Origin of the sequence: Streptomyces shenzhenensis, from assembly GCF_003688995.1 — a bacterium.
Taxonomy (GTDB): Bacteria; Actinomycetota; Actinomycetes; order Streptomycetales; family Streptomycetaceae; genus Streptomyces; species Streptomyces shenzhenensis_A.
The window spans coordinates 31,783-57,218 of the sequence record NZ_PENI01000017.1; the positions used below are offsets into that span (position 1 = coordinate 31,783).

Here is a 25,436-nt window from a genome sequence, read left to right on the forward strand (position 1 = left end):
CCTGACGCTCGGGGGGTGCGGTGCGTTGGCGGGTGCGGGTGCGTTGGGCGTTCGCGCCGTTCCCCGCGCCCCTATCGGGCGGTTGCGTCTGCCCTCGGCTGCACTTATCAGACCGCCTGACAGCTCGGGGGGTGCGGTGTGTTGGCGGGTGCGGGTGCGTTGGGCGTTCGCGCAGTTCCCCGCGCCCCTATCGGGCGGTTGCAGCTCACTCGGCTGCATGTATCAGACCGCCTGACAGCTCGGGGGGTGGGGTGCATTGGCGGGTGCGGGTGCGTTGGGGCTGATCGCGCAGTTCCCCGCGCCCCTAAAGGGGCGTGCGGTGCGTTGGCGGGTGCGGGTGCGTTGGGGGCGTTCGCGCCGTTCCCCGCGCCCCTATCGGGCGGTGTACTTGTCCAGGGTTTTTAGTACCTCCCGCTCTGTTGTTGAGGGGAGTTGGATCACTGTTTCTTCTATGCCCAGGTCTGCGTAATGGGCCAGTTTGCCGGGGGTGGGTTGGACTGCGTACGGGATTATCTGGAGGGCGGACGGGGGGCGGCCCTTGGCTGTCCATGTCGAGCGCAGGACCGGCAGTGATTCGGCCAGTCCGTGTCCGCCGATCGGGAGCCAGCCGTCGGCGTACTCCGCGATGTGCGCGAACAGCTTGGGTCCGGCGGCGCCGCCGACCAGGGTGCGCGGGCCGGTCACCGGGCCGCGTGGCTTCTGCGCGGGCTTGGGGTGCGCGTGGCTGGCCCGGACGCCGCCGAACTCCCCTTCGTAGGCGGTGGGTTCGTCCGCCCACAGGGCCTGCATGAGCCGCATCCGGTCGCGCGTCAGCTCCCGGCGGGTACGCCACTGCACGCCGTGATCGGCGGCCTCCTCCACGTTCCAGCCGAAGCCGACGCCCAGGGTGAGGCGCCCGCCGGAGAGGTGGTCCAGGGTCGCGATCTGCTTGGCGAGGGCGATCGGATCGTGCTGGGCGACGAGCGTGATGCCGGTGCCGAGACCCAGCCGCTCGGTCACCGCGGCGGCCTGCCCGAGCGCGACGAAGGGGTCGAGGGTGCGGCCGTACTCGCGCGGCAGTTCGCCGCCCGGCGGGTACGGGGTCGTCCGCTCGACCGGGACATGGGTGTGCTCGGGCAGGTACAGCCCGGCGAAACCGCGCTCCTCCAGCTCCCGGGCGAGCCGGACGGGTGTGATGGTCTCGTCGGTCAGGAAGATCGTGACGGCGATACGCATCCCTCATCTGTACCCGCCCACTCACCAACTGTCCATACCGACTGGTCGGCATTCCGTCCGCGCGGGCCGCTCCTACACGCCGCTGAGGTCACGGGCCCAGCGCCGTTCGCCGTCCTGCCACTCGCCGGTCGGCTCAAGACCGGCAGCGGCGGCGACGGCGGCGGACGCGTGGTGCTCGGGGTGCACATGCGCGACGATCCTGCGCACCGGCAGCAGGCCGAGCCGGCCGACGAGTCCCCGGGCCGCCTCGGCGGCGATGCCCCGCCCCTGCCAGGGTGTGCCCACCACCCAGGCGACCTCGGCGACCGGTCCCCCGCCGGCGGCGGTGATCGTCGCCTGGACGGTGCCCGTGAGCCGGTCCTCGGCGCGCAGCAGCACCACCCAGTTCAGCCAGGTGACGGCGGGGTCGGGGGAGCCCGCCGTCAGCCGCCGGTAGCGCGAGCGCAGGGCCTGCGGGGTGGCCGGGGTGCCGCCGATGAAGGTGTGCAGGGCAGGGTCGGACAGCACGGCGGCCATCTCCTCGGCGTCCTCGACGCGCAGCGGACGCAGTTCCAGCCGGCCGGTACGGATGCTCTCGGCCTCGACGCTCATGGACGTACCCTCCCATGGGCGTACCGTCCCAGGAGGAACCGTTCTCGCCGCCCCAGGAGACCCCGATGTCCCGCCGCCCCGAGCTGAAGCAGCGCATCGTGACCCGGATTCAGCGTCATCTGGCCAATCCGCTCTCGCGGCGGCTTCCGTCGCAGACCGTGCTGGAGACGACGGGCCGCACCTCCGGTCTGCCCCGGCGCACCCCGGTGGGCGGGCGACGTGTCGGCGACTCCTTCTGGCTGGTCTCGGAGTTCGGCCCGAAGTCCCAGTACGTACGGAACATCCAGGCCGATCCCCGGGTCCGGGTCCGGATCAGGGGCCGCTGGCACTCCGGCACCGCGCATCTCCTCCCGGACGACGACGCGGTGGCCCGGCTGCGCAGCCTGCCCCGGCTGAACAGCGCCGCGGTGCGGGCCCTCGGCACTGACCTGCTGACGGTGCGGGTGGATCTGACGGGCTGAGCGGGCGGTGCGCGGGGTCCGGCTCAGCCCGGCCACACCAGCGCCTGGACCTCGCTGTAGGCGTGCAGGGCGTAGGAGCCGACGTCCCGGCCCACCCCGCTCTTCTTGAACCCCCCGAACGGCGCCTCCATGTTGCGGCCGACGGTGTTGATGCCGACCCCGCCGGCCCGCAGCCGCCGGGCCACCCGGAACGCCCGCGCCACGTCCCCGGACCACACGTAGTCGATCAGGCCGTAGTCGCTGTCGTTGGCGAGGCGGACGCCCTCCTCCTCGTCGTCGAAGGGGATCACCGCCACCACCGGGCCGAAGATCTCCTCCCGGGCCGCCCGCATGTCGTTGGTGCAGTCGGCCAGCAGGGTCGGCGCCACATAGAACCCGCGCTCCAGGGGCGGCCGTTCGCCGCCCGTCACCACGGTCGCGCCCTCCTTGCGGGCCAGTTCGACGTACGACTCCACCCGGTCCCGGTGCGCGGCCGAGATCACCGGCCCCACCACCGTGTCCGGCTCCCCGGGGTCGCCCACCTTCAACCGGGCCGCGTACGCCGCGAGTTGCCCGACCAGCCGCTCGTACACCCCGCGCTGTGCCAGCACCCGGGTCGGCGCGGTGCAGATCTGCCCGCTGTAGAAGGAGAACGTCGTGCCGATCCCGGCGACCGCCGAGGCGAGGTCCGCGTCGTCGAAGACGACCGCGGCGCCCTTGCCGCCCAGCTCCATCAGCTGCCGTTTCATCGCGCGCCCGCACGCCTCGGCGATGCGCTGCCCGACCGCCGTGGACCCGGTGAAGCTCACCATGTCGACGTCGGGCGACTCGACGACCGCCTCGCCGACCGCCACCGAACGCCCCGAGACGACGTTCACCACCCCGGGCGGCGCGCCCGCCTCCGCCAGCGCGGCGGCCATCCGGTACACGGACAGCGGGTCCTGCGGGGCCGGCTTGACGACCACGGTGTTGCCCATCGCGAGCGCCGGTGCGACCTTCCCGGCCGGGTTCGCCCACGGGTTGTTGTAGGAGGTGATGCAGGCGACGACGCCCACCGGCTGGCGTACCGCGAGCGCGCCGAGCACGCCGGCAGGCGCCATCGGGCCCGCGTCGCTGATCTGCGGCGGGATCGCCCACTCGGCCTCCTCCAGGCGCGCGTAGCGGCGGAACCTGGCCGCCGCCACCGCCACCTGCATCCCGCGTGCCGTCCCGGTCGTGGCGCCGGTCTCCGCGCGGGCCAGGTCGGCGTACGGGACCAGCCGGCCGCGGACGAGGTCGGCGGCCCGGGCGAGCACGGCCGCCCGTTCCTCCGGCGGTGTCCGCGACCACGGGCCGAACGCCTCGCGGGCCGCGGCGCAGGCCGCGCGCGCCTGGTCGGCCGTCGCCTCCGGGGCCAGGCCCACGGTCCGCTCCGTCGCCGGGTCGACCACCGGGTAGTGGCCGCCCGCCGGTTCGGCCCAGGCGCCGCCGATGAACAGCGGCTGCGGCTCGGGCGGTCCGTTCACTTCGTGCCCACCGTCTCGGTGTCCCGGCCCGAGCGCAGCACCCGGCCGGGCACGGCGCCGCTCACCACGTCGTCGCGGATCGCCTCGACGCCGTTCACCCACACCGCGCGGATGCCGATCGCCCGCGAGTCCAGCCGCGGACTGGCACCCGGCAGGTCGTGGACCAGGGTGGCCTGGCCCGCGTCGATCCGCTCCGGGTCGAGGAGGACCAGGTCGGCATGCCAGCCCTCCCGTATCCGTCCGCGCTCGCGCAGCCCGAACAGCCGTGCCGGGTCGTCGGTCAGCATCTTCACGGCCGCCTCCAGGCCGACCAGCCGGCGTCCGCGCAGGCAGTCACCGAGGAAGCGGGTGGTGTACGGGGCCCCGCACATGCGGTCCAGGTGGGCGCCCGCGTCGGAGCCGCCGAGCAGCACGTCCTGGTGCCGCCAGGTGTCGGCCCTGAGCGACCAGGAGGCCGGGTCGTTGTCGGTGGGCATGGGCCACAGGACCGTGCGCAGGTCGTCGGCCGCGCAGATCTCCACCAGGCACTCGAACGGCTCCTGCCCCCGCTCCCGGGCCAGGTCCCCGACCACCCGGCCGGTCAGTCCGCGGTTCCGTTCGCTGTAGGTGTCGCCGATGACGTACCGCCCGAAGTCGGTCAGCCGCCGGAAGACGCCCGCCTCCTTGGACCTCGCGCGGCGCAGCATCCCGGCCCGTACGCCCGGGTCGCGCAGCCGGGCGATGCGTTCGGGCACCGGCAGGCCGAGGATCTCGCCCCAGCCGGGGATCAGGTTCAGGGCACAGAAGGTGCCCAGGGACATGTTCATCGGCGTGAGGATCGGCATGGTGAGCGCGACCACCCGGCCGCCCGCCTCGCGGGCCCGTTCGCTCGCCGAGAGCTGGCGCGGCACCCGCTCCGGGACCGCGGCGTCCACGGTCAGGACGTTCCAGTTCAGGGGCCGTCCCGCGGTCGCGCTCAGCTCCACGAGCAGGTCGATCTCCGGGTCGCTGAACTGGTCGAGGCAGCCGGCGACGATCGCCTCGATCTGGGTGCCCTCGTGCTCGCCGACGGCCCGGGCCAGGGCCAGCAGTTCGGCGGGCCGGGCGTGCCGGGACGCCACCGGCTGTCCGTCGCCGTCGGAGTGGGTGCCCGACTGGGTGGTGGAGAAGCCCCAGGCGCCCGCGTCCATGGCCTCGTGGAACAGCCGGACCATCCGGCCGAGTTGCTCGTCGGTCGGCTGTCCGCCCACCGCGTCCGGGCCCATCACATAGCGGCGCAGCGCGCAGTGGCCCACCATGAAGCCCGCGTTGACCGCGATACGGCCCTCCAGGGCGTCCAGGTAGTCGCCGAAGGTGTGCCAGCTCCAGGGCGCGCCCTCCTCGAGGGCCACCAGGGACATGCCCTCGACCTTGGACATCATGCGGCGGGTGTAGTCGGCGTCCTGGGGCCGGTCCGGGTTCAGCGGGGCCAGCGTGAACCCGCAGTTGCCGGCGGCCACCGTGGTCACCCCGTGGTTCAGGGAGGGCGTCGCGTACGGGTCCCAGAAGAGCTGGGCGTCGTAGTGCGTGTGCGGATCGACGAAGCCCGGCGTGAGGACGAGCCCGGCACCGTCCTCGCTGCTGCGGGCCTCCTCGCTGACTTTGCCGACGACGGCGATACGCCCGTCCCGCATCCCGACGTCGGCGGTGTATGCCGGCGCTCCCGTTCCGTCGACGACGGTCACGCCCTTGACGAGGTGATCAAGCACAGGGCTCGCCTCCTTGAATTCCGGTGCGGTGGACGCGCCCCGAAGGGGCGCGGGGAACTGCGCGACCAGCCACACACAACCCGCAGCCCGCGACGGCGATCACACGGCAGCCCGGAACCGCGACGTCCGATGCACAGGATCCGTGTCGATCCGCGGAATCACATGCTCACCGATCAACCGGATCGTCTGGAGCGTCCGCTCCTTCGGCACCCCCACCGGCAGCCCGAAGCTCAGCTGGTCCGCCCCCGCCTGCTCCCACCGCTTGCACTGCGTGAGCACCTCGTCCGGGTCACCGCAGATGAGCAGTTCCTCCTCGATGAGGAGTTCGACGAACTCGGCGGTGTACTCGGGCAGCGTCTCCGGCCACGCGGGAAAGCCCTCGGGCCGCGGGAACGTGTCGTGGTAGCGGAAGACCAGCGAGGGCAGATAGTGCAGCCCCCCGTTCACCGCGATCTCGATCGCCTCCGCGTGCGTCGGCGCGCAGATCGCGGTCGTCGTGACCATCACGTTGTCGTTGACGAAGTCCCCGACCGGCTCGGCGTTCACGATCGCCGTCTTGTACTGCTCCAGCACCCACTCCATGTCGGAGACCTTCTGAACGCTGAAGCCGAGGACACCGAGTCCCTTCTTCGCTGCCATGGCGTACGAGGGCGGGGACCCGGCCGCGTACCACATCGCGGGGTGCGACGTCCCGTACGGCTTGGGGAGCACCTTCCTGGGCGGCAGCGACCAGTGCTTGCCCTGGAAGCCCTCGTACTCGTCCTGGAGCCACATCTTCGGGAACTCGGCGATGGTCTCCTCCCAGATCTCCTTGGTGTGGTTCATGTCGGTGATGCCGGGCAGGAAGCCGAGGATCTCGTGGCTGCCGGCGCCCCGGCCGCTGCCGAACTCGAAGCGGTTGCCGGTGAGATGGTCGAGCATGGCGACCTTCTCGGCGACCTTCACCGGGTGGTTGACCTGGGCGAGCGGGTTGAAGATGCCCGAGCCGAGGTGGATGCGCTCGGTGGCGTGGGCGAGGTAGCCGAGGAAGACGTCGTTGGCGGACAGGTGCGAGTACTCCTCCAGGAAGTGGTGCTCGGACGCCCAGGCGTACTTGAAGCCGGACTGGTCCGCCTGGATGACGTACTCGGTCTCCTCCATCAGCGCCTTGTGCTCGGCGAGCGGGTCGGTCTCGGCGCGTTTGCCCACGTATCCCTGTACAAAGAGCCCGATTTCCAAGGAGGTTCACCGTCCCCTGTCGTCCGCGTTCCCGATTTCTGACGTACCGTCAGATCAGGCCTGCCGCCCGACTGTGGCACCGGGCGCATGGACCGTCAAGAGCTGACGGCTCGTCAGGTACGAGTTCAGATGACCGAGACCCCGGCCAGCCACCCGCCGTCGATCACGAACGGCTGCCCGGTGACATAGGAGGAGTCCGCGCAGCTGAGGAACAGCGCCAGCCGGGCCACCTCCTCCGGCCGCCCGATCCGCCCCAGCGGCACCAGCTTGCGGTACAGCTCGTCCAGCGCCCGGCTCGTCCCCGCCGCGTCGGCCGTCGGGTCCAGCCGGGCCGGGTTGGACATCGCCGTGTCGATCGCCCCGGGGCACACCGCGTTGACCCGGATCCCCCGGTGCGCCAGCTCCAGCGCGGCCACCCGGGTGAGCCCGAGGATCGCGTGCTTGGTGGCGGCGTACGCGCCCACCGCCGCCATCCCGGTCACCGCCGTGTAGGACGCGGTGTTCACGATGGTGCCCCCGTCCTCCATCGCGGGTGCGACCGCCCTGATCCCGAGGAAGCAGCCGACCTGGTTGACCCGTACGACCTGCATGAACTCATCGAGCGGCGTGTCCACGAGGGCGTTGAAACGCAGGATGCCGGCGTTGTTGACCAGCCCGTCGAGGTGCCCGTACGCCTCCTTGGCGGCGGCCACCGCGGTCCGCCAGCCGGCCTCCTCCCCCACGTCGAGGTGGACGTACAGCGCGCCCAGCTCCTCGGCCAGCGCCCGCCCCTGCTCGTCGAGGACGTCGGCGACGACGACCTGGGCCCCCTCCGCCCTGAAGAGACGGGCCTCCTGCTCGCCCTGCCCGCGTGCCGCGCCGGTGACGAGGACGACACGTCCGTCCAGCTTTCCCATGCCTGCTCCTAGAGGTCGGGGGCCACGTCGGCGGCGAACGCGGCCATCTGGTCGGTCAGTTCGGTGCGGCTGCGGCAGCGGAACCGCACCTGGATCTGGTCCACGCCCATCGCCGGATAGGCCCGCAGCGACTCGGCGAGGGCCTCCGGGGAGCCGCTGAGGGTGCGGCGGCCCACGTCCCAGGCGGGCCGGCCGACGTACAGCGGCTCGGTGATGGCGCCGACCGTCAGGGGCGCCTCGACGCCCGCCGCGGCGCGCGTCCGCCGCAGCCCGGCGATCAGGCCGGGCAGCCGGTCCCGCGGATCGCCCTGCGGCAGCCAGCCGTCCCCCTTGAGGGCGGCCCGGCGCACCGCGGCCGGCGAGGATCCGCCGATCCACACGGGCACCCGTTCCTGGGCCGGCCGGGGCCGCTGGCCGAGCCCCTCGAAGTCGTACACCTTGCCGTGGTGCACGGGGAACTCCTCCGGGCCGAGGGCGGCCCGCAGGGCGTCCACGCACTCGTCGAGCACCGCCCCGCGGCGCCGGAAGTCCGCGCCCAGCACCGCGAACTCCTCCGCCACGTGCCCGGCGCCGACGCCGAGGATCAGCCGCCCGCCGGAGAGGTGGTCGAGGGTCGCGTACTGCTTCGCGGTCAGCAGGGGGTGGCGCAGGCCCACGATCGCCACATGGCTGAGCAGCCGGGTGCGGGTGGTGACGGCGGCCAGGTGGGCGAGCGTGGCCACCGGGTCGTACCAGACCGTGCCCATCGCCGCGGCGAGCCGGCGCGGGACGGCGACGTGGTCGCAGCAGGCGACGTAGGCGAAGCCGGCGCGGTCCGCGGCGCGGGCGATCTCGACCAGGTCGCCGGCTCCCGCGCCGGCCTCCCAGCCCTCCGCGTACAGGGTGCTCTGGGACTGGACGGGCAGCTGGATGCCGTACGCGACGCTCACCGCGGGCCCGCCCAGCGGCCGTCCCCGGCCAGCCCCAGCAGCTCGATCGCGTTGCCCCGCACGATCCGCTCGACGACGTCGGCCGCCAGATGCCCCATCTGCGCCTCGCCGACCTCGCGGGACTTCGGCCAGGTGGAGTCGGAGTGCGGGTAGTCGGTCTCGTACAGGACGTTGCCGACGCCGATCGCGTCCAGGTTGCGCAGCCCGAACGCGTCGTCGAAGAAGCAGCCGTAGACATGCTCGGCGAACAGCTCGGACGGCGGCCGGTGGACCTTCTCCGCGACCCCGCCCCAGCCGCGGTTCTCCTCCCACACCACGTCGGCGCGCTCCAGGATGTACGGGATCCAGCCGATCTGCCCCTCGGCGTACATCACCTTCAGGTTCGAGAAGCGCTCGAACTTGCCGCTCATCAGCCAGTCCACCATCGAGAAGCAGCAGTTGGCGAAGGTGATCGTGGAGCCGACGGCGGGCGGGGCGTCGGCGGACGTGGAGGGCATCCGGCTGCTGGAGCCGATGTGCATCGCCACCACCGTGCCGGTCTCGTCGCAGGCGGCGAGGAACGGGTCCCAGTCGTCGGTGTGCACCGACGGCAGTCCCAGGTGCGGGGGTATCTCCGAGAAGGCGACGGCCCGCACGCCGCGGGCCGCGTTGCGCCGGACCTCCTCGGCGGCGAGGCGGGCGTCCCACAGCGGGATGAGGGCGAGCGGGATCAGCCGCCCCCGAGCGGCGGGCCCGCACCACTCCTCCACCATCCAGTCGTTGTAGGCGCGCACGCACAGCAGCGCGAGTTCACGGTCGGCGGCCTCGGTGAAGGTCTGGCCGCAGAAGCGGGGGAAGGTGGGGAAGCACAGCGCGGACTGGACATGGTTGACGTCCATGTCGTCGAGCCGCCGCGGGACGTCGTACGACCCGGCGCGCATCTGCTCGTACGTGATCACCTCCAGCCTGATGTCGTCCCTGCTGTAGCCGACCGCGGTGTCCAGGCGGGTCAGCGGCCGGTGCAGGTCCTCGTACACCCACCAGTCGCCGACCGGGCCGTCGTCGCCCGGCGCACCCATGACGGGCTTGAACCGGCCGCCGAGGAACGACATCTCCTTCAGCGGCGCGCGGACGATCCGGGGGCCCGTGTCGAGGTACTTCCTGGGGAGCCGGTCCTGCCAGACGCGCGCCGGCTCAACGGTGTGGTCGTCGACGGAGATGATCTCCGGGAAGGGGGCTGCGGCTTGGGTCTCCATGGCGCTCACCGTAGCGCCGATCTGACGACCCGTCAGCTACCGTGCGCGCGGCCGGAACCACGAGGACCGAGCGGAACCGAGCGGAACCGTGCGAAGAGGACGTGAGGAGGTTGTGGACTCGCGCGCGCCCGCCTGTGATCGCCGTCTCCCACGGCTGACGCATCCGCCCTGTACAAGGCAGACTGACGTAGTTGTTCGCAATGCCTAGGGGGACGAACGCATGGACGGTGGACCGCGAGTACCGAAGCAGCGGCGTCCCGGCTCCTCGGCCCAGGAGCCGGCCGCGCTGCGCTTCGGCGTGCTCGGTCCGGTGCGCGCCTGGCACGGCGAGGAGCCGCTCAGCACCGGTTCCCCGCAGCAGCGCGCCCTGCTCGCCGCCCTGTTGCTGCGCGAGGGCAGGACGGCGACCGCGCCGGAGCTGATCGACGCGCTCTGGGGCACCGAGCCGCCCCTGCAGGCCCTCGCCGCCATACGGACGTACGCCTCGCGCCTGCGCAAGGCGCTCGGCCCCGGCGTCCTGGTCAGCGAGTCCGGCGGCTACGCGGTGCGCGGCCTCGGCGAGGGCGCCCTGGACCTGGCGGTGGCGCAGGACCTCGTGACGGAGGCGGAGCAGGCCCGCAACGCCGGCGACCTGTGCCATGCGCGGGACGTGCTGAACCGGGTGCTGGCGCTGTGGGACGGCGAGCCGCTCGCCGGCGTGCCCGGGCCGTACGCCGACGCGCAGCGGGTACGGCTCGACGAGTGGCGGCTGCAACTCCTCGAATCCCGCCTCGACATGGACCTGGAACAGGGCTGCCACGCGGAGGCGGTGTCGGAGCTGACCGCGCTGACCGCGGCGCACCCCCTGCGGGAACGGCTGCGCGAACTGCTGATGCTGGCGCTCTACCGCAGCGGCCGGCAGGCGGAGGCCCTCGCCGTGTACGCCGACACCCGGCGGCTGCTCGCCGAGGAGCTCGGCGTCGACCCGCGCCCCGGTCTGCGCGACCTCCAGCAGCGCATCCTCCAGGCCGACCCGGCCCTCGCCGAACCCTCAGCGCCGTTCGCCGAGCCCGCTCCGGTCGCGGTCCGCCCCGCCCAGCTCCCGGCGACCGTGGCGGACTTCACCGGCCGGGCCTCCTTCGTCACCGAGCTGAGCCAGATCCTCGCCTCCGCCTCGGAGGCCGAGGGCCGGGTGATGGCCGTCTCGGCGCTCGCCGGGATCGGCGGCGTCGGCAAGACCACCCTGGCCGTGCACGTGGCCCACCGGGCACGGGCCGCCTTCCCCGACGGGCAGCTGTATGTCGACCTCCAGGGCGCCGGGCCGCGGGCGGCGGAACCGGAGACGGTCCTCGGCTCGTTCCTCAGGGCGCTCGGCACGGCGGACGCGGCCATCCCCGACTCGCTGGCGGACCGGGCCGCGCTGTACCGGTCGTTGCTGGACGGCCGCCGGGTCCTGGTGCTCCTGGACAACGCCCGCGACGCGGCGCAGGTACGGCCGCTGCTGCCCGGCACGGAGGGCTGCGCCGCACTGGTCACCTCGCGCATGAGGATGGTGGACCTGGCCGGTGCCCATCTGGTCGACCTGGACGTGATGTCCCCGGACGAGGCGCTGGCCCTGTTCACGAAGATCGTCGGGGCGGAGCGGGTCGCCGCGGAACGGAAGGCCGCGCTGGATGTCGTGGCGGCCTGCGGCTTTCTGCCCCTGGCCATCCGGATCGCCGCCTCCCGGCTGGCCTCCCGGCGCACCTGGACGGTGTCCGTCCTCGCGGCGAAGCTGGCGGACGAGCGGCGCAGGCTGGACGAGTTGCAGGCCGGCGACCTCGCGGTCAAGGCGACGTTCGAGCTGGGCTACGGCCAGCTGGAGCCGGCCCAGGCGCGGGCGTTCCGGCTGCTCGGCCTGGCGGACGGGCCGGACATCTCGCTCGCGGCGGCGGCTGCCGTGCTGGACCTGCCGCCGGAGGCGACCGAGGATCTGCTGGAGTCCCTGGTGGACACGTCCCTGCTGGAGTCCGCGGCCCCGGGACGCTACCGCTTCCACGACCTGGTCCGCCTCTACGCCCGCGCCTGCGCGGAGCGCGACGAGCACCCGCCGAGCGAGCGGACGGCGGCCATGTCCCGGCTGCTGGACTTCTACCTGGCGACCACGGCGGGCGTCTACGCGATCGAACGGCCCGGGGACCGCCTGGTCGACGACCTGGCCGCCACCGAGCACCCGGGCCTGCGCTTCACGGAGGGCACCGCGGCCCTGGACTGGCTGTACTCGGAGGCGGCCCCGCTGCTGGCCTGCGTACGCCAGTGCGCCGGCACGGAGCGGCTGCGGCGCGGTGTGGATCTCCTGTGGGCGGCGAAGGACCTGACCGAGTCGGGGGCCAACTCGCACCAGTACGAGACGACCGCGCGGGCAATGTGCGAGGCGACGGAGGCGTCCGGGGACGCGCGGGCGGAGGGCAGAGCGCGCACCGTCCTCACGGATGTCCTCCTGGTCTCCGGCCGCATCCAGCAGGCCGAGGAGGAGGCCCGCGTCGCCATGGAACTCGCGGAGTCCGAACGGGACGCGACGGCGGTGAGCTGGGTGGCCAACAACCGGGGCCTGATCTGCCTGCACCAGGGCCGGTTCCAGGACGGCAAGGTGCTCTTCGACCGGGCCATCGCGGGTCTGCGGGCGGCGGCGAACCGCCCGTTCGAAGCGACGGCCCTGGGCAATCTCTCCCGTGCGCACCTGGGCATGGGCAACATCGTCCGGGCCGTCGAGATCGCGGAGCGCGGCGTCGCGGCGCACAGCGAGATCGGCCGCACGGTGCGCCTCGCGAACAGCCACTTCGCACTGGGCGTCGCGCTGACCCGGGCCGGCCGTCACAAGGAAGCCCTCAGCCAGTTCTCGGAGGCGCTGGGGATCTTCCGCAACCACCGGCAGCGGCTGTGGGAGGGCACGACCAACTTCCGCATCGCCGAAGTGCACTTGGCCGCCCAACGCCCCGCGCAGGCCGCACAGCACGCCGAACAGGCCCTCGCGCTCGGCTGCATAGGCGGCGACCGGATGCGCGGCAACGTCCTGACGCTCCTGGGCCGGGCGCTCGCCGCCCTGAGCCAGGTGGACCGGGCCAATGCCTGCTGGCGCGAGGCGCTCAACCTCCACGAGCAGCACAACGCTCAGGAGGCGGACATCGTGCGGGCGCTCCTGGCCCCCGCCTCCGCGGCCTGACCGGCAGAGTGCCCGGCGGGCCGTCGCGGCCGTTCAGCGTTCGTTTATCGCCGCCGGGCACTCTCTCTTCACGACGGACCGTCGCGTCGGGGGGCAGACGGTCCGACCAGGAGCCCAACGGTTAGAGTGCGGCTCCGAACGCCCGCCCGGCGGCCCTCGGGGGAGTTTCTGGGCGGGCGTTCCTCACTCACCACCAAGCAGAGGGATTCAGGACCATGAGTGACAAGAAGACGGACTCGGCCGCCACTCAGCGGGACAACGCGATGCCGACGCCGCCGGCGGCCGACGAGACCATCACCACGCTCGACAACGCCATGCCCACCCCTCCGGCCAAGGACGCCGTCAAGACGATGGACAACGCCATGCCCGCGCCGCCCGCGCTGGACCTGGACGACAAGTAGGCCTTCCACCGGACGGGGAGCGGCCGCGGCGGCGCGGAGGGGAGCCGCCGCGGCCGAGGCGTGTCAAGGGGCGCGGCCAGGCCAATTCCTGGCGCAGAGCCCTCGGTCGGGTCGAGCGACCGTCCCTCCCGCCGCTAGCGTCACACACGTCCGGCACGTCCTTCCCCGGCAGGAGACGAGATGACCCGCGCCCAGAAGATCCTCGCCGTCGTCGCCCTCGTCCTCGGCGTCACCGCCGTCGTCACGAGCCCGGCGTCGGCCGAGAACGCGATGCCGTCGAGCCCGCAGGACGGTGTCGTGGTGACAGTGGAGAACCCGATGCCCTGACGCCTCTGCAACGAGCGGGGACCGGCTCGCGGCCGGTCCCCGCTCGCGTTCCCGCTCGTCCGGCGAACGGCACGGGCCCGCCGGAACTCCCTTGTGGTGTCTCATCGTTCGCGCAGTTCGCCCTTCAGGACCTTGCCGCTCGCGTTTCTCGGCAGGTCGCCCACGAACTGCACCGTCCGCGGGACCTTGTAGTTGGCCATCTCGCGGCGGGACCAGGCGATCAGGTCGTCGGCGGTCAGGAGGGCGCCCGGACGGCGGACCACGAACGCCTTGCCGACCTCGCCGAGCCGCGGGTCGGGGACGCCGACCACCGCCGCGTCGGCCACGTCCGGGTGCAGGGCGAGGAGTTGCTCGATCTCGGCCGGGTAGGCGTTGAAGCCGCCGACGATGAACATGTCCTTCAGCCGGTCCGTGATGCGCAGGTTGCCGGCGCCGTCGAGGACGCCCACGTCCCCGGTGCGCAGCCAGCCGTCCGGCGTCATCGCCTCGGCCGTCGCCGCCGCGTCCCGGTAGTAGCCGCGCATCACGTTGAAGCCCTGGACCAGCACCTCGCCGGCGGTGCCGGCGGGCACCGGGGTGCCCGCCGGGTCCACGACCCGGACCCGGGTGCCGGGGATCGCCCGGCCCGACGTCGACGCGATCACCGTCGGCTCGTCGCCGCGGCGGCACATCGTCGCCATGCCGCTCGCCTCCGACAGCCCGTACGCCGTCAGCACCGTCTCCACGCCGAGTTCGCCGCGCAGCCGCTCCACCAGCCGCAGGGGGACGACCGCCGCGCCCGTCACCACGAGACGCAGCGCCGACAGGTCGTGGCCGGCCCGGGCCGGGTGGTCGAGCAGCGACTGGAGGAGGGTCGGCGGGCCGGGCAGCACGGTGACCCGTTCCGCGGCGAGGTTCGCCAGCGCCGTGTCCACGTTGAACACCGGCTGCGGGATCATCGTCGCGCCCCGCGTGAGACAGGCGATCACGCCCGCCTTGTAGCCGAAGGTGTGGAAGAAGGGGTTCACGATGAGGTAGCGGTCGCGGGCGCGCAGGCCGGCCAGGCCGGCCCAGATGTCGTAGGCACGCAGGGTCTGCGCGTGGGTGATCATCGCGCCTTTGGGGCGGCCCGTGGTCCCCGAGGTGAAGACGATGTCGGAGAGGCAGCCGCCGTCCACGCGCCGCGCACGCGCGGTCAGTTCGGCCCGCCCCACGCCCTCGCCGCCCGCCAGGAAGTCCTGCCACGTCCGGAAGTCGGCCGGGGCGTCCTCGGCGAGGACCACCACCTGTTCCAGCTCGGGCAGCCCGGGCAGCGGGCCCGCCCTCCCGTCGCCCTCGGCCGCCGCCCGCCGCAGCGACGCCACGTACGAGGTGCCGAGGAAGGTGCCGGTCACGAACAGCAGCCGGGCCCCGCTGCGCCGCAGCACGTCCGCCGCCTCGGCCCCCTTGAAGCGCGTGTTGAGCGGGACGAGGACCGCCCCGGCGGACACCGCGCCCAGCGCCGCCACGATCCAGTCGAGGGAGTTGGGCGCCCAGACCGCCACCCGGTCGCCGACGCCGATGCCGCAGGCGACGCAGGCCGCCGCCGCGCGTTCGACCCGGGCACCCAGTTCCGCGTACGAGACGCGGGTACGGCCGTCGACCACGGCCTCCGCGTCCGCGTACCGCTCGGCCGCCGATCGCACCAGGTCCGGGATGCTGTCCCACTGCATGTCATCGCGCACAACCGGCCTCCCCGAGCCTCCCGACAGATAGCTGACTGACCGTCAGATTAGCTGTAGCCTGACGGACTGTCAGCACACGGCAGCGCGAAGGACCGGCCCTGCGGGCGGCCGGGCGACCACCGGGCGAAGGGGCGTGCACCATGGCGGGAAACGGTCTGAAGGACGCCACCGCGATCGTCGGCATCGGGCAGACGCCGTTCGCCAAGCAGCTCCCGGAGGACGAGAAGACCCTCGCCTGCCGGGCCGTCCTCGCCGCCCTCGACGACGCCGGGATCGCCCCCGGCGAGGTCGACGCCCTCGCCTCCTACACCATGGAGGAGACCGACGAGGTCGAGCTGGCCAAGGCCGTCGGCCTCGGCGACCTCACCTTCTTCAGCAAGGCCGGGTACGGCGGCGGCGGTTCCTGCGCCACCGTCGCCCATCTCGCCGCCGCCATCGCCACCGGGCAGGCCACGGTCGGGGTCGCCTGGCGGTCCCGCAAACGCGGCAGCGGCCCCCGTCCCTGGACCGACACCACGACCCAACTCCCCACGCCCGCCCAGTGGACCCGTCCCTACGGGCTGCTGCGCCCGGCCGACGAGATCGCCATGCTCGCCCGCCGCTATCTGCACGAGTACGGCGCGACCCGCGACCACCTCTTCAACGTCGCCCTCGCCTGCCGCAACCGCGCCAACCAGAATCCGGCGGCCGTGATGTACGAACGGCCCCTGACCCGCGAGATGTACATGACCTCCCGCTGGATCAGCGAACCGCTCTGCCTCTTCGACAACTGCCTGGAGACCGACGGGGCGCTGGCCTGCGTCGTCGTCTCCCGGGAGCGCGCCCGGGACTGCCGGCGCGCCCCCGTCTATGTGCACTCCGCCGCCCAGGGCCTGCCCGCCCAGCACCACGGCATGGTCAACTACTGGAACGACGACCCGCTCACCGGCCCGGCCTGGACCGCCGCCCGGCAGCTGTGGAAGCACGCCGATCTCACCCCGGACGACATCGACGTCGCCCAGATCTACGACGCGTTCACCGTGCTCATCCCGCTCTCCCTGGAGGGGTACGGCTTCTGCAGGCGCGGCGAGGGCGCCGCGTACACCGAGGGCGGCGCGCTGGAGATCGGCGGGCGGCTGCCCGTCAACACCGGCGGCGGCGGGCTGTCGGAGGCGTACGTACACGGCTTCAACCTCATCACCGAAGGCGTCAGGCAACTGCGCGGGACCAGCACCGCCCAGGTCCCGGGGGCCACCGGCTGCCTGGTCACGGCCGGCGAGGGAGTGCCCACCTCCGCCCTCCTTCTGACGAACAGGAGTTGAGACCGACGTGCTGACCCCCGTCACCGACGCCGACGGCGCCCCCTTCTGGGAGTACGCCGCCCGGGGCGAACTCCGCGTCCAGGCCTGCGCCGACTGCGGCGAACCCCGGTTCCCGCCCCGCCCCTGCTGCCCGCACTGCCAGTCCTTCGCCCACGAGTGGCGGGCGACCTCGGGGCGCGGGCGCGTCTGGTCGTATGTGCTGCCCCATCCGCCGCTGCTGCCCGACTACGCCGCCCAGGCGCCGTACAACGTGATCGTGGTCGAACTCGACGACGCGCCCCGGATCCGGCTCGTCGGGAACCTGGTCACCGGGCCGGGGGCGCCGCTCGACTCCGTACCGGCGGACCGGATCCGGATCGGGGCCCGGGTGCAGGTCGTCTTCAGCACCCTCGACGACGGCACCTGTCTGCCCCAGTGGATCCTGGAGCGCCCATGACCGCCGTCCGCGTCAGCGCCGACCCGGACACCGGCGTCGCCGTCGTCACCCTCGACCGGCCGGCCCGGCTCAACGCCATCGACCTCGCCATGGCCGACGAACTCACCGCGGCCTGGCGGGCGTTGCGGTTCGACGACACCGTACGGGCGGTCGTCCTCACCGGGGCCGGTGAGCGGGCCTTCAGCACCGGGATCGACCGGGACGCCGTGGTGCCGCAGCCCTCGTCGCCGTACATGCAGGACGATCCGCTGCTCGCGATCGGGCCGAAGGCGAACGACCTGTGGAAGCCGGTCGTCGCCGCCGTGCGCGGGATGGCCTGCGGGGGCGCCTTCTATCTGCTCGGGGAGTCCGACTTCATCGTCGCGGACCCGACCGCCGTCTTCTTCGACCCGCACACCACCTACGGCATGGTCAGCGCCTACGAGTCGGTGCTGATGGCGCAGCGGATGCCGTTCGGGGAGGTCGCCCGGATGATGCTGATGGGCACCGCCGAGCGGATCTCCGCGCGGCGGGCCCATGAGATCGGACTGGTCTCCGAACTGACCGGGCCCGGCGGGGCGTTGACCGCGGCATGCGCCTGTGCCGCGGTCATGGCCGGGTATCCGGCCGAGGCCGTGCAGGGGACGGTGCGCGCACTGTGGGCCGCCCGGGAGGGGGCACTGGCCCAGGGCTTCGCCCAGGCCCCCCACCTCATCTCACTGGGAAATCTCCCCGCACACCACCAGGCAGCCCTGTTCACCACCCGCAGCCCCAAAAACCCCCACACCCGCTGAACAAACGCCAAACCACCGCCCCCAAAGGGGCGCGGGGAACGGCGCGACCAGCCACAACCCACCCGCAGCCGCACACAACGCCGAGCACCAACGAACCCCGCACCAGCCGACCACGCCGACCAGCCAACGCCAAACCACCGCCCCCAAGGGGCGCGGGGAACTGCGCGATCAACCACAACGCACCCGCACCCGCATTCCAACGCCAAGCCACCGCCCCGAAAGGGGCGCGAGGAACTGCGCGACCAGCCACAACACACCCGCAGCCGCACACGACGCCGAACACCAACGAACCCCGCACCAGCCGACCACGCCGACCAGCCAACGCCAAACCACCGCCCCCAAGGGGCGCGGGGAACTGCGCGATCAACCACAACGCACCCGCACCCGCATTCCAACGCCAAGCCACCGCCCCGAAAGGGGCGCGAGGAACTGCGCGACCAGCCACAACACACCCGCAGCCGCACACGACGCCGAACACCAACGGACCACCGCACCGGTCAGCCCGCGCAGCGAACCGTCACCGCGACGTCCCCGTCCCCTTCTCCGCGTCCAGCGCATACACGCAGCGGTCCTTGCTGCACGCGTACACCACCCCGTCCGTGACCACCGGAGATCCGGTGATCTCCCCGCCGGTGGCGAGCTTCCAGCGCAGCCGGCCGTCGTCGGCCTTGAGCGTGTACAGCAGATGGTCGGTGGAGCCGAAGTGGATCCGGCCCTCGGCCACCGCCGGGGAGCCGACGATGTCGCCGCCCGCCTGGAACCGCCATTTGGGTGTACCGGTGACGGCGTCCAGGGTGTACAGACCCCTGCCACTGCCGACATGGACATGACCCGCGGCCACCAGCACCGACTCGATCGACGACCGGGCCTCCGTGGCGATGCGCCAGCGGTCACGGCCGTCGGCGGCGTCGAGGGCGTAGACCGTGCCCAGATAGTCGGCCAGGTAGATGCCGCCGCCGGTGACGGCGGGGCCGGGGACGAAGGCCGGCGGGCTCAGGAAGACCGCCGGAGCCTCGAAGTGCCACCGCACCCGGCCGCTCGCCACGTCGATGGCGAGGACGCGGGAGCCCGCGGAGATGTACACGGAGCCGTCGGGGGCATGGGTGAGCCGCACCGGCACCATGCCGCAGGAGGCGGCGTCGCCGATCGGGTACGCCCAGCGCTCCTCGCCGGTGCGAGCCTCCAGGGCGCGCAGCCGGGCGTCCTGCCAGACGAACACCGTGCCGTCGTGGACGGCGGGCCCGGCCTCGGGGGCCTCGAAGTCGGTCTGGCAGCCGGAGATCTCCCACAGCTTCTGGCCGCCGGCCGCCTCCCAGGCCTGGGCGCCGCCGCCGCGGGTGCCGGTGACGACCGTGCCCCGGTCGGCCTTCAGGGAGTACACCCAGGCGTCCGTGGACAGCCGCCACAGGTCGCTGCCCTCGCGGGCGTCCAGGGCGTACAGGGTGGGCCCGTCGGAGGCGTGGATACGGCCGTCCGCGACCGCCATCGACCACGCCACGTCCCGGGTCTTGAAGCGGCGCCGGCCGGTGGCCACGTCGAGGACATGCACCTCGAAGGAGGTGACGTAGACGAGGTCGTCGGCGACGGCCGGGGTGCCCCAGACGTCGTTGGACATGCGGAAACGCCAGGGACGCCAGCCCGCCGCCGTCTCCGGGGGCGCGGGCGGTGCCACCGGTACGGCGGGGTCGGCGCCGTTGACCCCGGGGCGGGAGCGGGACCAGTTCGCGACCAGGCCGGCCTCGGGCGGGGGCGCCTTGACCGCGGCGGCGCGGGCGTCGGCGACCCGCGGGCCTGGCCCGATGGGCACCTGGGCGCCGGCCAGCCGGACCGGTCCGGCGTCGGGGGCACCGACCGGGACCGGGGGCGCGGGGATCACCGGGTCGTGCGCGGGCGGGGGCGGCAGCACGGGTCCGGTGGACCGGCCGCCGCTGCGCGGGCCGACGGGCGGGGGCTTGACCGCGGGGCGCCCGCCGCGGCGGGACTCGATCAGCGCGACGGCCTTCTCGGGCAGCCAGGCGGAGGCGGTGCCGCTGTCGTCGGAGCCCGAGCCGAACAGATGCGGGGCGAGCTGGGCCTGGAGGTCGGCCGGGTTGGGGCGGCCGGTGGCCTCCATCTGCATGCAGGACTCGATCAGCGGGCGCAGCTCGTGCGGCAACCCCTCCAGGTCGGGGCCCTCGCGCAGCAGCATGAAGACGGTCTCGACGGGGTTGGCGCCGTGGAAGGGCGGGTGTCCGGTGGCGGCGAAGACGAGCATCGACCCGAGCGAGAAGACATCGCTGGCGCCGGTGACGCTGCGGGAGTCCTTGGCCTGTTCGGGGGACATGTAGGCGGGCGTGCCGACGGCGACGTTCGTCATGGTCAGACGGGTGTTCGAGACGCCGGATGCGATACCGAAGTCGATGACGCGGGGGCCGTCCTCGACGACGAGCACATTGGACGGCTTGAGGTCGCGGTGGACCAGCCCGGCGCCGTGGATGGACTGCAGCGCCTCGGCGACGCCCGCGGCGAGCCAGCGCACCGCCTGGGCCGGCAGCGGCCCGCACTCGTTCACTATTTCTTCCAGGGACGGCGCGGGGACGTACGCCGTGGCCAGCCACGGCACCGCGGCCCGTGGGTCGGCGTCGACGACCGCGGCGGTGTAGAAGCCGGAGACCGCGCGCGCCGCCTCCACCTCACGGGTGAAACGGACCCGGAAGAGCTGGTCCTCGGCGAGCTCCGTGCGGACCGTCTTGATCGCCACGCGGCGCCCGGACGCCGAGCGCGCGAGATAGACCAGCCCCATGCCGCCGGCACCCAGCCGCCCCAGCACCTCGAACGGCCCGATCCGCCGTGGGTCGTGCTGCGTCAGCTGATCCACCACTTGCCTGCCACCTCCCCGTACGAGCCGCGCCACCTCCATATGTACGCGACCCAGCGCAGCGTCTCACCACCGCACCGCCGTGGCGGCACGCACCCTGATTGTTCCTGTCCCGGGCACAGGTTGCGAACCCGACGACATTCGGGGTGTCTCACGACAAGTAAGACATTCCATCGATATGTCGGCGTCACAGCGGCGCTGACACTTCAGCGCTGCAGCAGCGCGAAGGACGCCCCCTGATTGTCCGTGACGACCGCCACACGTCCGTACGACGCGTCGAAGGCGGGCGCCTGCACCCGCCCGCCCAGCCGTTGTACCGCGCCCACGGCCTGCTCGCAGTCGGCGACCAGGAAATGGACGAGGAAGTGGGGCGGCATCTCGGCCGGGAAGACGTCGGAGACGGGGGCACGGCCGAAGTCCGGCTCGGCGTCGGCGCCGAACAGGGCGTCATGGAAGAGGCTCCCGTAGAAGGCGTTGGCGGCCTGGGTGTCCCGGGCGTACAGCTCGACCCAGCCGAAGGTGCCGGCCTCGTGCCGGCGCCCGAATCCGGGGTGGTCCCCGGCCTGCCACAGGCCGAAGACGGCGCCCTCGGGGTCGGTGGCGAGGGCGGCCGCGCCCAGGCCGTCGACGGGCACCGGGGCCGTGACGATCTGCCCGCCGGCCGCGCGGATGCGCCCGCACAGCGCCCGGGCGTCGGGGGTCGCGAAGTACACCGTCCAGACCGTGGGCATCCGCCCGTCCGTCTTGTGCGTGAGCGCGGCCACCGGCGAGCCGTCCTTGCGTGCCCATACGGCGGCTGCGGAATCCGGCACCTCCTCGTCGAAGGTCCATCCGAACAGCTCACCGTAGAACCGCCGGCCCGCCGCCACGTCGGGAAGCTGCGCGTCCACCCAGCACGGGACGCCCTCTCCGTACACCGATGCCCTGTTTTCGGCCATGCCGCCAAAGTAACCGGGTCGCGCGCACCTCGCAGACCAGGGACACCACCCTCCATACCGCAATGCACCCCATTTGCAGTCGGCCGAATCGCGCTCCCATCCCCCCTCGGTAAGCTGACGGCATGACAGGACAAGTGCGTACCGTCGACGGCCGCGTGGCCGGTCGGCGTGGGCAGGCGACCCGGCAGAAGCTGCTCGACTGCCTCAGCGAGATGCTCAGCTCCTCCCCCTACCGGGACGTCAAGGTCATCGATGTCGCCCGGAAGGCGGGCACTTCGCCCGCGACCTTCTACCAGTACTTCCCGGACGTCGAAGGTGCCGTCCTGGAGATCGCCGAGCAAATGGCGGCCGAGGGCGCCGGATTGACCGAGCTCTTGGCCGGACGGACCTGGACCGGCAAGGCCGGCTGGCAGACCGCGCAGGAACTCGTGGACGGGTTCCTGGAGTTCTGGCGCCGGAACGACGCGATCCTGCGGGTCGTCGACCTCGGTGCCGCCGAGGGAGACAAACGGTTCTACAAGATTCGGATGAAGATCCTGAACTCGGTGAACAACTCACTCTCCGAGTCCATCGCCGAACTCCAGGCGAAGGGCCGGATCGACAAGGACATCAATCCGGCGGCCATCGCGGGTTCACTGGTCGCGATGCTCGCCGCGGTGGCCTCGCACCAGAAGGGTTTCCAGTCCTGGGGCGTCAAACAGGCCGAACTCAAGCCGAATCTGGCGCTGTTGATCCATCTCGGCGTGACAGGCAGGAAGCCGACGAAGTAGCCGGACACTTCCGGGCACTCCAAGTCCTGTCTTGCGGGCGGCGGTTCACATGGGCGAACGCCACCTGCCGTGCTGGCTGGCTACCCCTTACACGGGCAGCGGGCGGTCCCTCACCACATGTCCACCAACCAGAGCGGACGTCAACCGCCCCACCCCCCACAGCCAGCCCCGAACCACAAACCGACATGCGGCTCCGCCGCACAGGCGCGCCCAGCAGAAGCGCCCCCGAAGGGACGCGGGGAACTGCGCGACCAGCCACGCAGAGCACTCAGCGACACCGCAGCAGAAGCGCCCCGAAGGGGCGCGGGGAACTGCGCGCCCAGCCACAACGCAGCCGCAGACGCACGCCGCCAAGTCACGCCCCACCAGGCAGAGCGCCCAGCGACGCCGCAGGCGGAGCCCCCCGCGAAAAGAGCCCCGTACCGTCGGCCACCCACGCACGCAGCCGATGCACCGGACCGAGAAGCAGCTCGTCGCCCGCCGCCCGCTTGAAGTACAGATGAGCCTCGTGTTCCCAGGTGAACCCGATCCCGCCGTGCAACTGGATCGCCTCACCCGCGGCCGTCCGCAGCGCCTCCAGCGCCTGCGCGAGCGCGAGGCCGCCCGCCCGCTCCCCGTGGACGGTCGCCCAGGCCGCGTAGTAGGCCGCCGAGCGGGCCGCCTGGACCTGTACGTACACATCGGCCAGCCGGTGCTTCACGGCCTGGAAGGAGCCGATCGGCCGCCCGAACTGCTCGCGCTGCCCGACATGCTCGACCGTCCGCTCCAGGGCCCGGTCGGCGGCCCCGACGGCCTCGGCGGCCAGCACGGCGGCGGCCGCGTCCCCGGCAGACCCGAGCGCGCCGAGCACCTCCCCCGCGTCCTCGCCCCCGTCGGCCTCGCCGAGCAACTCGGCCGGTACGTCCCGCAGTTGCAGCCACCCCTGCGGCCGGGTGGCGTCGAGCGCGGTCTGCCGTCCGCGGGTCACCCCGGCCGCGTCCCCCGCCACCAGGAAGAGCCGGGTCCGCGAGCGGGCGAACCCCCCGGTGTGGGCGGCGACCAGCAGCAGCCCGGCGCTGTGCCCGTCCAGCACCTGCCGGACCTCCCCGTACAGCCGCCAGCCGCCGTCAGCCCGCCGGGCCTGCACCCCGCCCGCGCGGCCCCCGCCCGCCCAGTCGCCGCCGTTGTCGCCGGTCAGGGCGAGCGCGGTGGCGAGCGCGGTGCCGGGTACGGCGAGCGCCGCGGTCAGCGCGCCCGAGGCGAGGCGGGGCAGCAGGCCGGCACGCTGGGCGTCGGTGCCGAGGGCGAGGACGAGCGGCGTGACCAGTACGGAGGTGGCGAGCAGCGGCGAGGGGGCGAGGGCGCGACCCGTCTCCTCGCAGGCGAGGGCGAGCTCGGTGGCCGTGCAGCCGACCCCGCCGTACGCCTCCGGGACGGCGAGTCCGGGCAGGCCGAGCCGGTCGGCGAGGGCGCGCCACAGGGCGGGGTCGTGTCCCGCGGGGGTGTCGAGGGCGGCGCGCAGCTCGCGGGGGCCGCAGCGGTCCCGGAGCAGGGCGCGCAGGGTGCGCCGCATCTCGTCCTGTTCGGCGGTGAGGCGTGCGTCCATGGCTCTTCCCTCCCGATCTGACGGCCCGTCATATTAGGCGGCGCGGGACGGGATGCCCAGGGCCACGACACCTGCCGCGCCCCGCCATATCTGATGTACCGTCAGATTCATGGCATCGGACGGCGGGGCTCGCGGCAGGACCCGGGTGGCGGTGGCCGGGGTGGCGCTCTCGGACTGCGGCCGGGTGGACGACGCGACCCCCTACGCCCTGCACGCGCAGGCCGCCCGGCGCGCCCTGGCGGACGCCGGTCTCGACCGCCGTGTCGTCGACGGCTTCGCCTCGGCGGGACTGGGCACACTGGCGCCGGTGGAGGTCGCGGAGTATCTGGGCCTGCGCCCCACCTGGGTCGACTCCACCTCGGTCGGCGGCTCGACCTGGGAGGTCATGGCCGCGCACGCGGCGGACGCGATAGCGGCGGGCCACGCGCGGGCCGTGCTGCTGGTCTACGGCTCGACGGCCCGCGCGGACGTCAGGGCGGGGCGGCGCACGGGCGATCTGTCCTTCGGCACCGGCGGCCCGCTCCAGTTCGAGGCGCCCTACGGCCACACCCTGATCGCCAAGTACGCGATGGCCGCCCGCCGCCACATGATCGAACACGGCACGACCATCGAGCAGTTGGCCCAGGTCGCGGTGCAGGCACGGGCGAACGCGGCCCTGAACCCGCAGGCGATGTTCCGCGACCCGATCACGGTCGACGACGTCCTCTCAGGCCCGATGATCGCCGACCCGTTCACCCGGCTGCACTGCTGCATCCGCTCCGACGGGGGCGCGGCGGTGCTGCTGGTGGCCGAGGAGCTGGCACGGGACTGCCGTACCGCCCCCGTCTGGGTGCTCGGCACCGGGGAGCACGTCTCGCACGCCGCCATGTCCGAGTGGCCGGACTTCACGGTGTCCCCGGCGGCGGTGAGCGGACGGCTCGCCTTCGAGCGGGCGGGGGTGCGTCCCGAGGAGGTCGACTTCGCCGAGATCTACGACGCGTTCACCTATATGACGCTGGTGACGCTGGAGGACCTGGGGTTCTGCGGGAAGGGGGAGGGCGGGGCGTTCGTGGAGCGGGGGCGGCTGCTGGTGCGGGGCGGGCAGCTGCCGGTGAACACGGACGGCGGCGGTCTTTCCGCCCAACACCCCGGGATGCGCGGGCTGTTCCTGCTGGTGGAGGCGGTACGGCAGCTGCGCGGCGAGGCCGGGGAACGGCAGGTACGCTCCCCGGCCGGGCGGTTGCCCCGGCTCGGGGTGGCGTCCGGGACGGGCGGCTGGTTCTGCTCGTCGGGGACGGTGGTACTGGGCCGGTGAGCCCCGCACCGCGGCGGTCACGGCAGGACGAAGCCGAAGCCGCACGTGGCCCCCGGGGCGACCTCGTGGGGCGGATCGTGCCCGGCGAGACGGTGGCGGTCCCGGCGGCGGGGC

General features: G+C 73.1%; 21 protein-coding genes. 9 read left to right on the forward strand and 12 right to left on the reverse strand.

All coding sequences use genetic code 11. The features are described 5' to 3' along the window. Positions 1 to 372: 372 nt before the first annotated feature. Both CTZ28_RS24815 and CTZ28_RS24820 read right to left on the reverse strand, forming a co-directional pair. Entirely contained in the window at positions 373 to 1,215 is an 843-nt protein-coding gene (locus CTZ28_RS24815; RefSeq protein ID WP_121891904.1) for an LLM class F420-dependent oxidoreductase, read from the reverse strand. Between the two features lie 72 nt (positions 1,216 to 1,287). After that, positions 1,288 to 1,806 (reverse strand): GNAT family N-acetyltransferase, encoded by a 519-nt coding sequence (locus CTZ28_RS24820; protein ID WP_121891905.1) that lies wholly within the window; start codon positions 1,804 to 1,806, stop codon positions 1,288 to 1,290. 65 nt (positions 1,807 to 1,871) lie between these two features. On the opposite strand from CTZ28_RS24820, the gene CTZ28_RS24825 reads away from it, so the two are divergent. Continuing rightward, entirely contained in the window at positions 1,872 to 2,267 is a 396-nt protein-coding gene (locus tag CTZ28_RS24825) for a nitroreductase family deazaflavin-dependent oxidoreductase (protein ID WP_121892038.1), read from the forward strand. Positions 2,268 to 2,290: 23 nt separating this feature from the next. Here the strand turns inward: CTZ28_RS24825 and CTZ28_RS24830 are convergent, their stop codons facing one another. The 6 genes from CTZ28_RS24830 to CTZ28_RS24855 all read right to left on the reverse strand — a co-directional run bounded on the left by CTZ28_RS24830 (position 2,291) and on the right by CTZ28_RS24855 (position 9,765). Then, positions 2,291 to 3,751 carry an aldehyde dehydrogenase family protein gene (locus CTZ28_RS24830; RefSeq protein ID WP_121891906.1) on the reverse strand — a complete coding sequence of 487 codons (1,461 nt, stop codon included), beginning with the start codon at positions 3,749 to 3,751 and terminating at the stop codon, positions 2,291 to 2,293. Next, a complete protein-coding gene (locus CTZ28_RS24835; RefSeq protein WP_121891907.1) occupies positions 3,748 to 5,478 on the reverse strand; it encodes an N-acyl-D-amino-acid deacylase family protein in 1,731 nt (576 codons plus the stop codon). The genes CTZ28_RS24830 and CTZ28_RS24835 overlap by 4 nt, the downstream gene beginning before the upstream one ends. A 99-nt stretch (positions 5,479 to 5,577) precedes the next feature. Further along, positions 5,578 to 6,666: an LLM class flavin-dependent oxidoreductase gene (locus tag CTZ28_RS24840; protein ID WP_121891908.1), complete on the reverse strand. Its 1,089-nt coding sequence runs from the start codon at positions 6,664 to 6,666 to the stop codon at positions 5,578 to 5,580. A 155-nt stretch (positions 6,667 to 6,821) separates the two neighbouring features. After that, positions 6,822 to 7,592 (reverse strand): SDR family NAD(P)-dependent oxidoreductase, encoded by a 771-nt coding sequence (locus tag CTZ28_RS24845; RefSeq protein WP_121891909.1) that lies wholly within the window; start codon positions 7,590 to 7,592, stop codon positions 6,822 to 6,824. An 8-nt stretch (positions 7,593 to 7,600) separates the two neighbouring features. Then, positions 7,601 to 8,521: a TIGR03619 family F420-dependent LLM class oxidoreductase gene (locus CTZ28_RS24850; RefSeq protein WP_259471794.1), complete on the reverse strand. Its 921-nt coding sequence runs from the start codon at positions 8,519 to 8,521 to the stop codon at positions 7,601 to 7,603. Then, positions 8,518 to 9,765, reverse strand: a complete 1,248-nt coding sequence (locus CTZ28_RS24855) for an amidohydrolase family protein (RefSeq protein ID WP_121891910.1) — start codon at positions 9,763 to 9,765, stop codon at positions 8,518 to 8,520. The genes CTZ28_RS24850 and CTZ28_RS24855 overlap by 4 nt, the downstream gene beginning before the upstream one ends. Before the next feature lie 211 nt (positions 9,766 to 9,976). Here CTZ28_RS24855 and afsR point away from each other — a divergent pair, with 211 nt between their 5' ends. The 3 genes from afsR (at position 9,977) to CTZ28_RS47180 (ending at position 13,665) form a co-directional block, all read left to right on the forward strand. After that, on the forward strand, positions 9,977 to 12,937 hold the full coding sequence (gene afsR / locus CTZ28_RS24865; RefSeq protein WP_121891911.1) for an SARP-family global regulator AfsR: 2,961 nt from the start codon (positions 9,977 to 9,979) through the stop codon (positions 12,935 to 12,937). 215 nt (positions 12,938 to 13,152) lie between these two features. Beyond that, positions 13,153 to 13,338 (forward strand): regulatory protein AfsS, encoded by a 186-nt coding sequence (afsS, locus tag CTZ28_RS24870; RefSeq protein WP_121891912.1) that lies wholly within the window; start codon positions 13,153 to 13,155, stop codon positions 13,336 to 13,338. 180 nt (positions 13,339 to 13,518) lie between these two features. After that, complete coding sequence (locus CTZ28_RS47180) at positions 13,519 to 13,665, forward strand: hypothetical protein (protein WP_183154569.1); 147 nt, start codon at positions 13,519 to 13,521, stop codon at positions 13,663 to 13,665. A 101-nt stretch (positions 13,666 to 13,766) separates the two neighbouring features. Here the strand turns inward: CTZ28_RS47180 and CTZ28_RS24875 are convergent, their stop codons facing one another. Beyond that, positions 13,767 to 15,356 (reverse strand): FadD3 family acyl-CoA ligase, encoded by a 1,590-nt coding sequence (locus CTZ28_RS24875; RefSeq protein WP_121892040.1) that lies wholly within the window; start codon positions 15,354 to 15,356, stop codon positions 13,767 to 13,769. A 152-nt stretch (positions 15,357 to 15,508) separates the two neighbouring features. Here CTZ28_RS24875 and CTZ28_RS24880 point away from each other — a divergent pair, with 152 nt between their 5' ends. From CTZ28_RS24880 to CTZ28_RS24890, 3 genes are read left to right on the forward strand one after another with little or no spacing between them, the layout of a single operon-like run. After that, complete coding sequence (locus CTZ28_RS24880) at positions 15,509 to 16,669, forward strand: lipid-transfer protein (protein ID WP_121891913.1); 1,161 nt, start codon at positions 15,509 to 15,511, stop codon at positions 16,667 to 16,669. A 7-nt stretch (positions 16,670 to 16,676) separates the two neighbouring features. Further along, complete coding sequence (locus tag CTZ28_RS24885) at positions 16,677 to 17,105, forward strand: Zn-ribbon domain-containing OB-fold protein (RefSeq protein ID WP_121891914.1); 429 nt, start codon at positions 16,677 to 16,679, stop codon at positions 17,103 to 17,105. Next, positions 17,102 to 17,878: an enoyl-CoA hydratase/isomerase family protein gene (locus CTZ28_RS24890; RefSeq protein WP_121891915.1), complete on the forward strand. Its 777-nt coding sequence runs from the start codon at positions 17,102 to 17,104 to the stop codon at positions 17,876 to 17,878. The genes CTZ28_RS24885 and CTZ28_RS24890 overlap by 4 nt, the downstream gene beginning before the upstream one ends. Positions 17,879 to 18,395: 517 nt before the next feature. Here CTZ28_RS24890 and afsK read toward each other — a convergent pair. After that, on the reverse strand, positions 18,396 to 20,738 hold the full coding sequence (afsK, locus tag CTZ28_RS24895; protein WP_121891916.1) for a protein serine/threonine kinase AfsK: 2,343 nt from the start codon (positions 20,736 to 20,738) through the stop codon (positions 18,396 to 18,398). Between the two features lie 203 nt (positions 20,739 to 20,941). Further along, entirely contained in the window at positions 20,942 to 21,673 is a 732-nt protein-coding gene (gene kbpA, locus CTZ28_RS24900; RefSeq protein WP_121891917.1) for an AfsK-binding protein KbpA, read from the reverse strand. A 122-nt stretch (positions 21,674 to 21,795) separates the two neighbouring features. Between kbpA and CTZ28_RS24905 the strand changes: the two genes are divergently transcribed. Further along, on the forward strand, positions 21,796 to 22,443 hold the full coding sequence (locus tag CTZ28_RS24905; RefSeq protein ID WP_259471795.1) for a TetR/AcrR family transcriptional regulator: 648 nt from the start codon (positions 21,796 to 21,798) through the stop codon (positions 22,441 to 22,443). A gap of 355 nt (positions 22,444 to 22,798) precedes the next feature. Here CTZ28_RS24905 and CTZ28_RS24910 read toward each other — a convergent pair whose 3' ends face one another. Then, positions 22,799 to 24,028 (reverse strand): acyl-CoA dehydrogenase family protein, encoded by a 1,230-nt coding sequence (locus CTZ28_RS24910; protein ID WP_121891919.1) that lies wholly within the window; start codon positions 24,026 to 24,028, stop codon positions 22,799 to 22,801. Positions 24,029 to 24,137: 109 nt separating this feature from the next. Here CTZ28_RS24910 and CTZ28_RS24915 point away from each other — a divergent pair, with 109 nt between their 5' ends. Next, a complete protein-coding gene (locus CTZ28_RS24915; RefSeq protein ID WP_121891920.1) occupies positions 24,138 to 25,322 on the forward strand; it encodes a thiolase C-terminal domain-containing protein in 1,185 nt (394 codons plus the stop codon). Positions 25,323 to 25,436 lie beyond the last annotated feature (114 nt).

Coding starts and splice junctions, on each gene's coding strand:
- CTZ28_RS24825 (WP_121892038.1), top strand. CDS start 1,872: ATGTCCCGCCGCCCCGAGCTGAAGCAGCGCATCGTGACCCGGATTCAG.
- CTZ28_RS47180 (WP_183154569.1), top strand. CDS start 13,519: ATGACCCGCGCCCAGAAGATCCTCGCCGTCGTCGCCCTCGTCCTCGGC.
- afsS (WP_121891912.1), top strand. CDS start 13,153: ATGAGTGACAAGAAGACGGACTCGGCCGCCACTCAGCGGGACAACGCG.
- CTZ28_RS24820 (WP_121891905.1), bottom strand. CDS start 1,806: ATGAGCGTCGAGGCCGAGAGCATCCGTACCGGCCGGCTGGAACTGCGT.
- CTZ28_RS24875 (WP_121892040.1), bottom strand. CDS start 15,356: ATGCAGTGGGACAGCATCCCGGACCTGGTGCGATCGGCGGCCGAGCGG.
- CTZ28_RS24905 (WP_259471795.1), top strand. CDS start 21,796: ATGACAGGACAAGTGCGTACCGTCGACGGCCGCGTGGCCGGTCGGCGT.
- kbpA (WP_121891917.1), bottom strand. CDS start 21,673: ATGGCCGAAAACAGGGCATCGGTGTACGGAGAGGGCGTCCCGTGCTGG.
- CTZ28_RS24845 (WP_121891909.1), bottom strand. CDS start 7,592: ATGGGAAAGCTGGACGGACGTGTCGTCCTCGTCACCGGCGCGGCACGC.
- CTZ28_RS24815 (WP_121891904.1), bottom strand. CDS start 1,215: ATGCGTATCGCCGTCACGATCTTCCTGACCGACGAGACCATCACACCC.
- CTZ28_RS24915 (WP_121891920.1), top strand. CDS start 24,138: ATGGCATCGGACGGCGGGGCTCGCGGCAGGACCCGGGTGGCGGTGGCC.
- CTZ28_RS24890 (WP_121891915.1), top strand. CDS start 17,102: ATGACCGCCGTCCGCGTCAGCGCCGACCCGGACACCGGCGTCGCCGTC.
- CTZ28_RS24880 (WP_121891913.1), top strand. CDS start 15,509: ATGGCGGGAAACGGTCTGAAGGACGCCACCGCGATCGTCGGCATCGGG.
- afsR (WP_121891911.1), top strand. CDS start 9,977: ATGGACGGTGGACCGCGAGTACCGAAGCAGCGGCGTCCCGGCTCCTCG.
- CTZ28_RS24910 (WP_121891919.1), bottom strand. CDS start 24,028: ATGGACGCACGCCTCACCGCCGAACAGGACGAGATGCGGCGCACCCTG.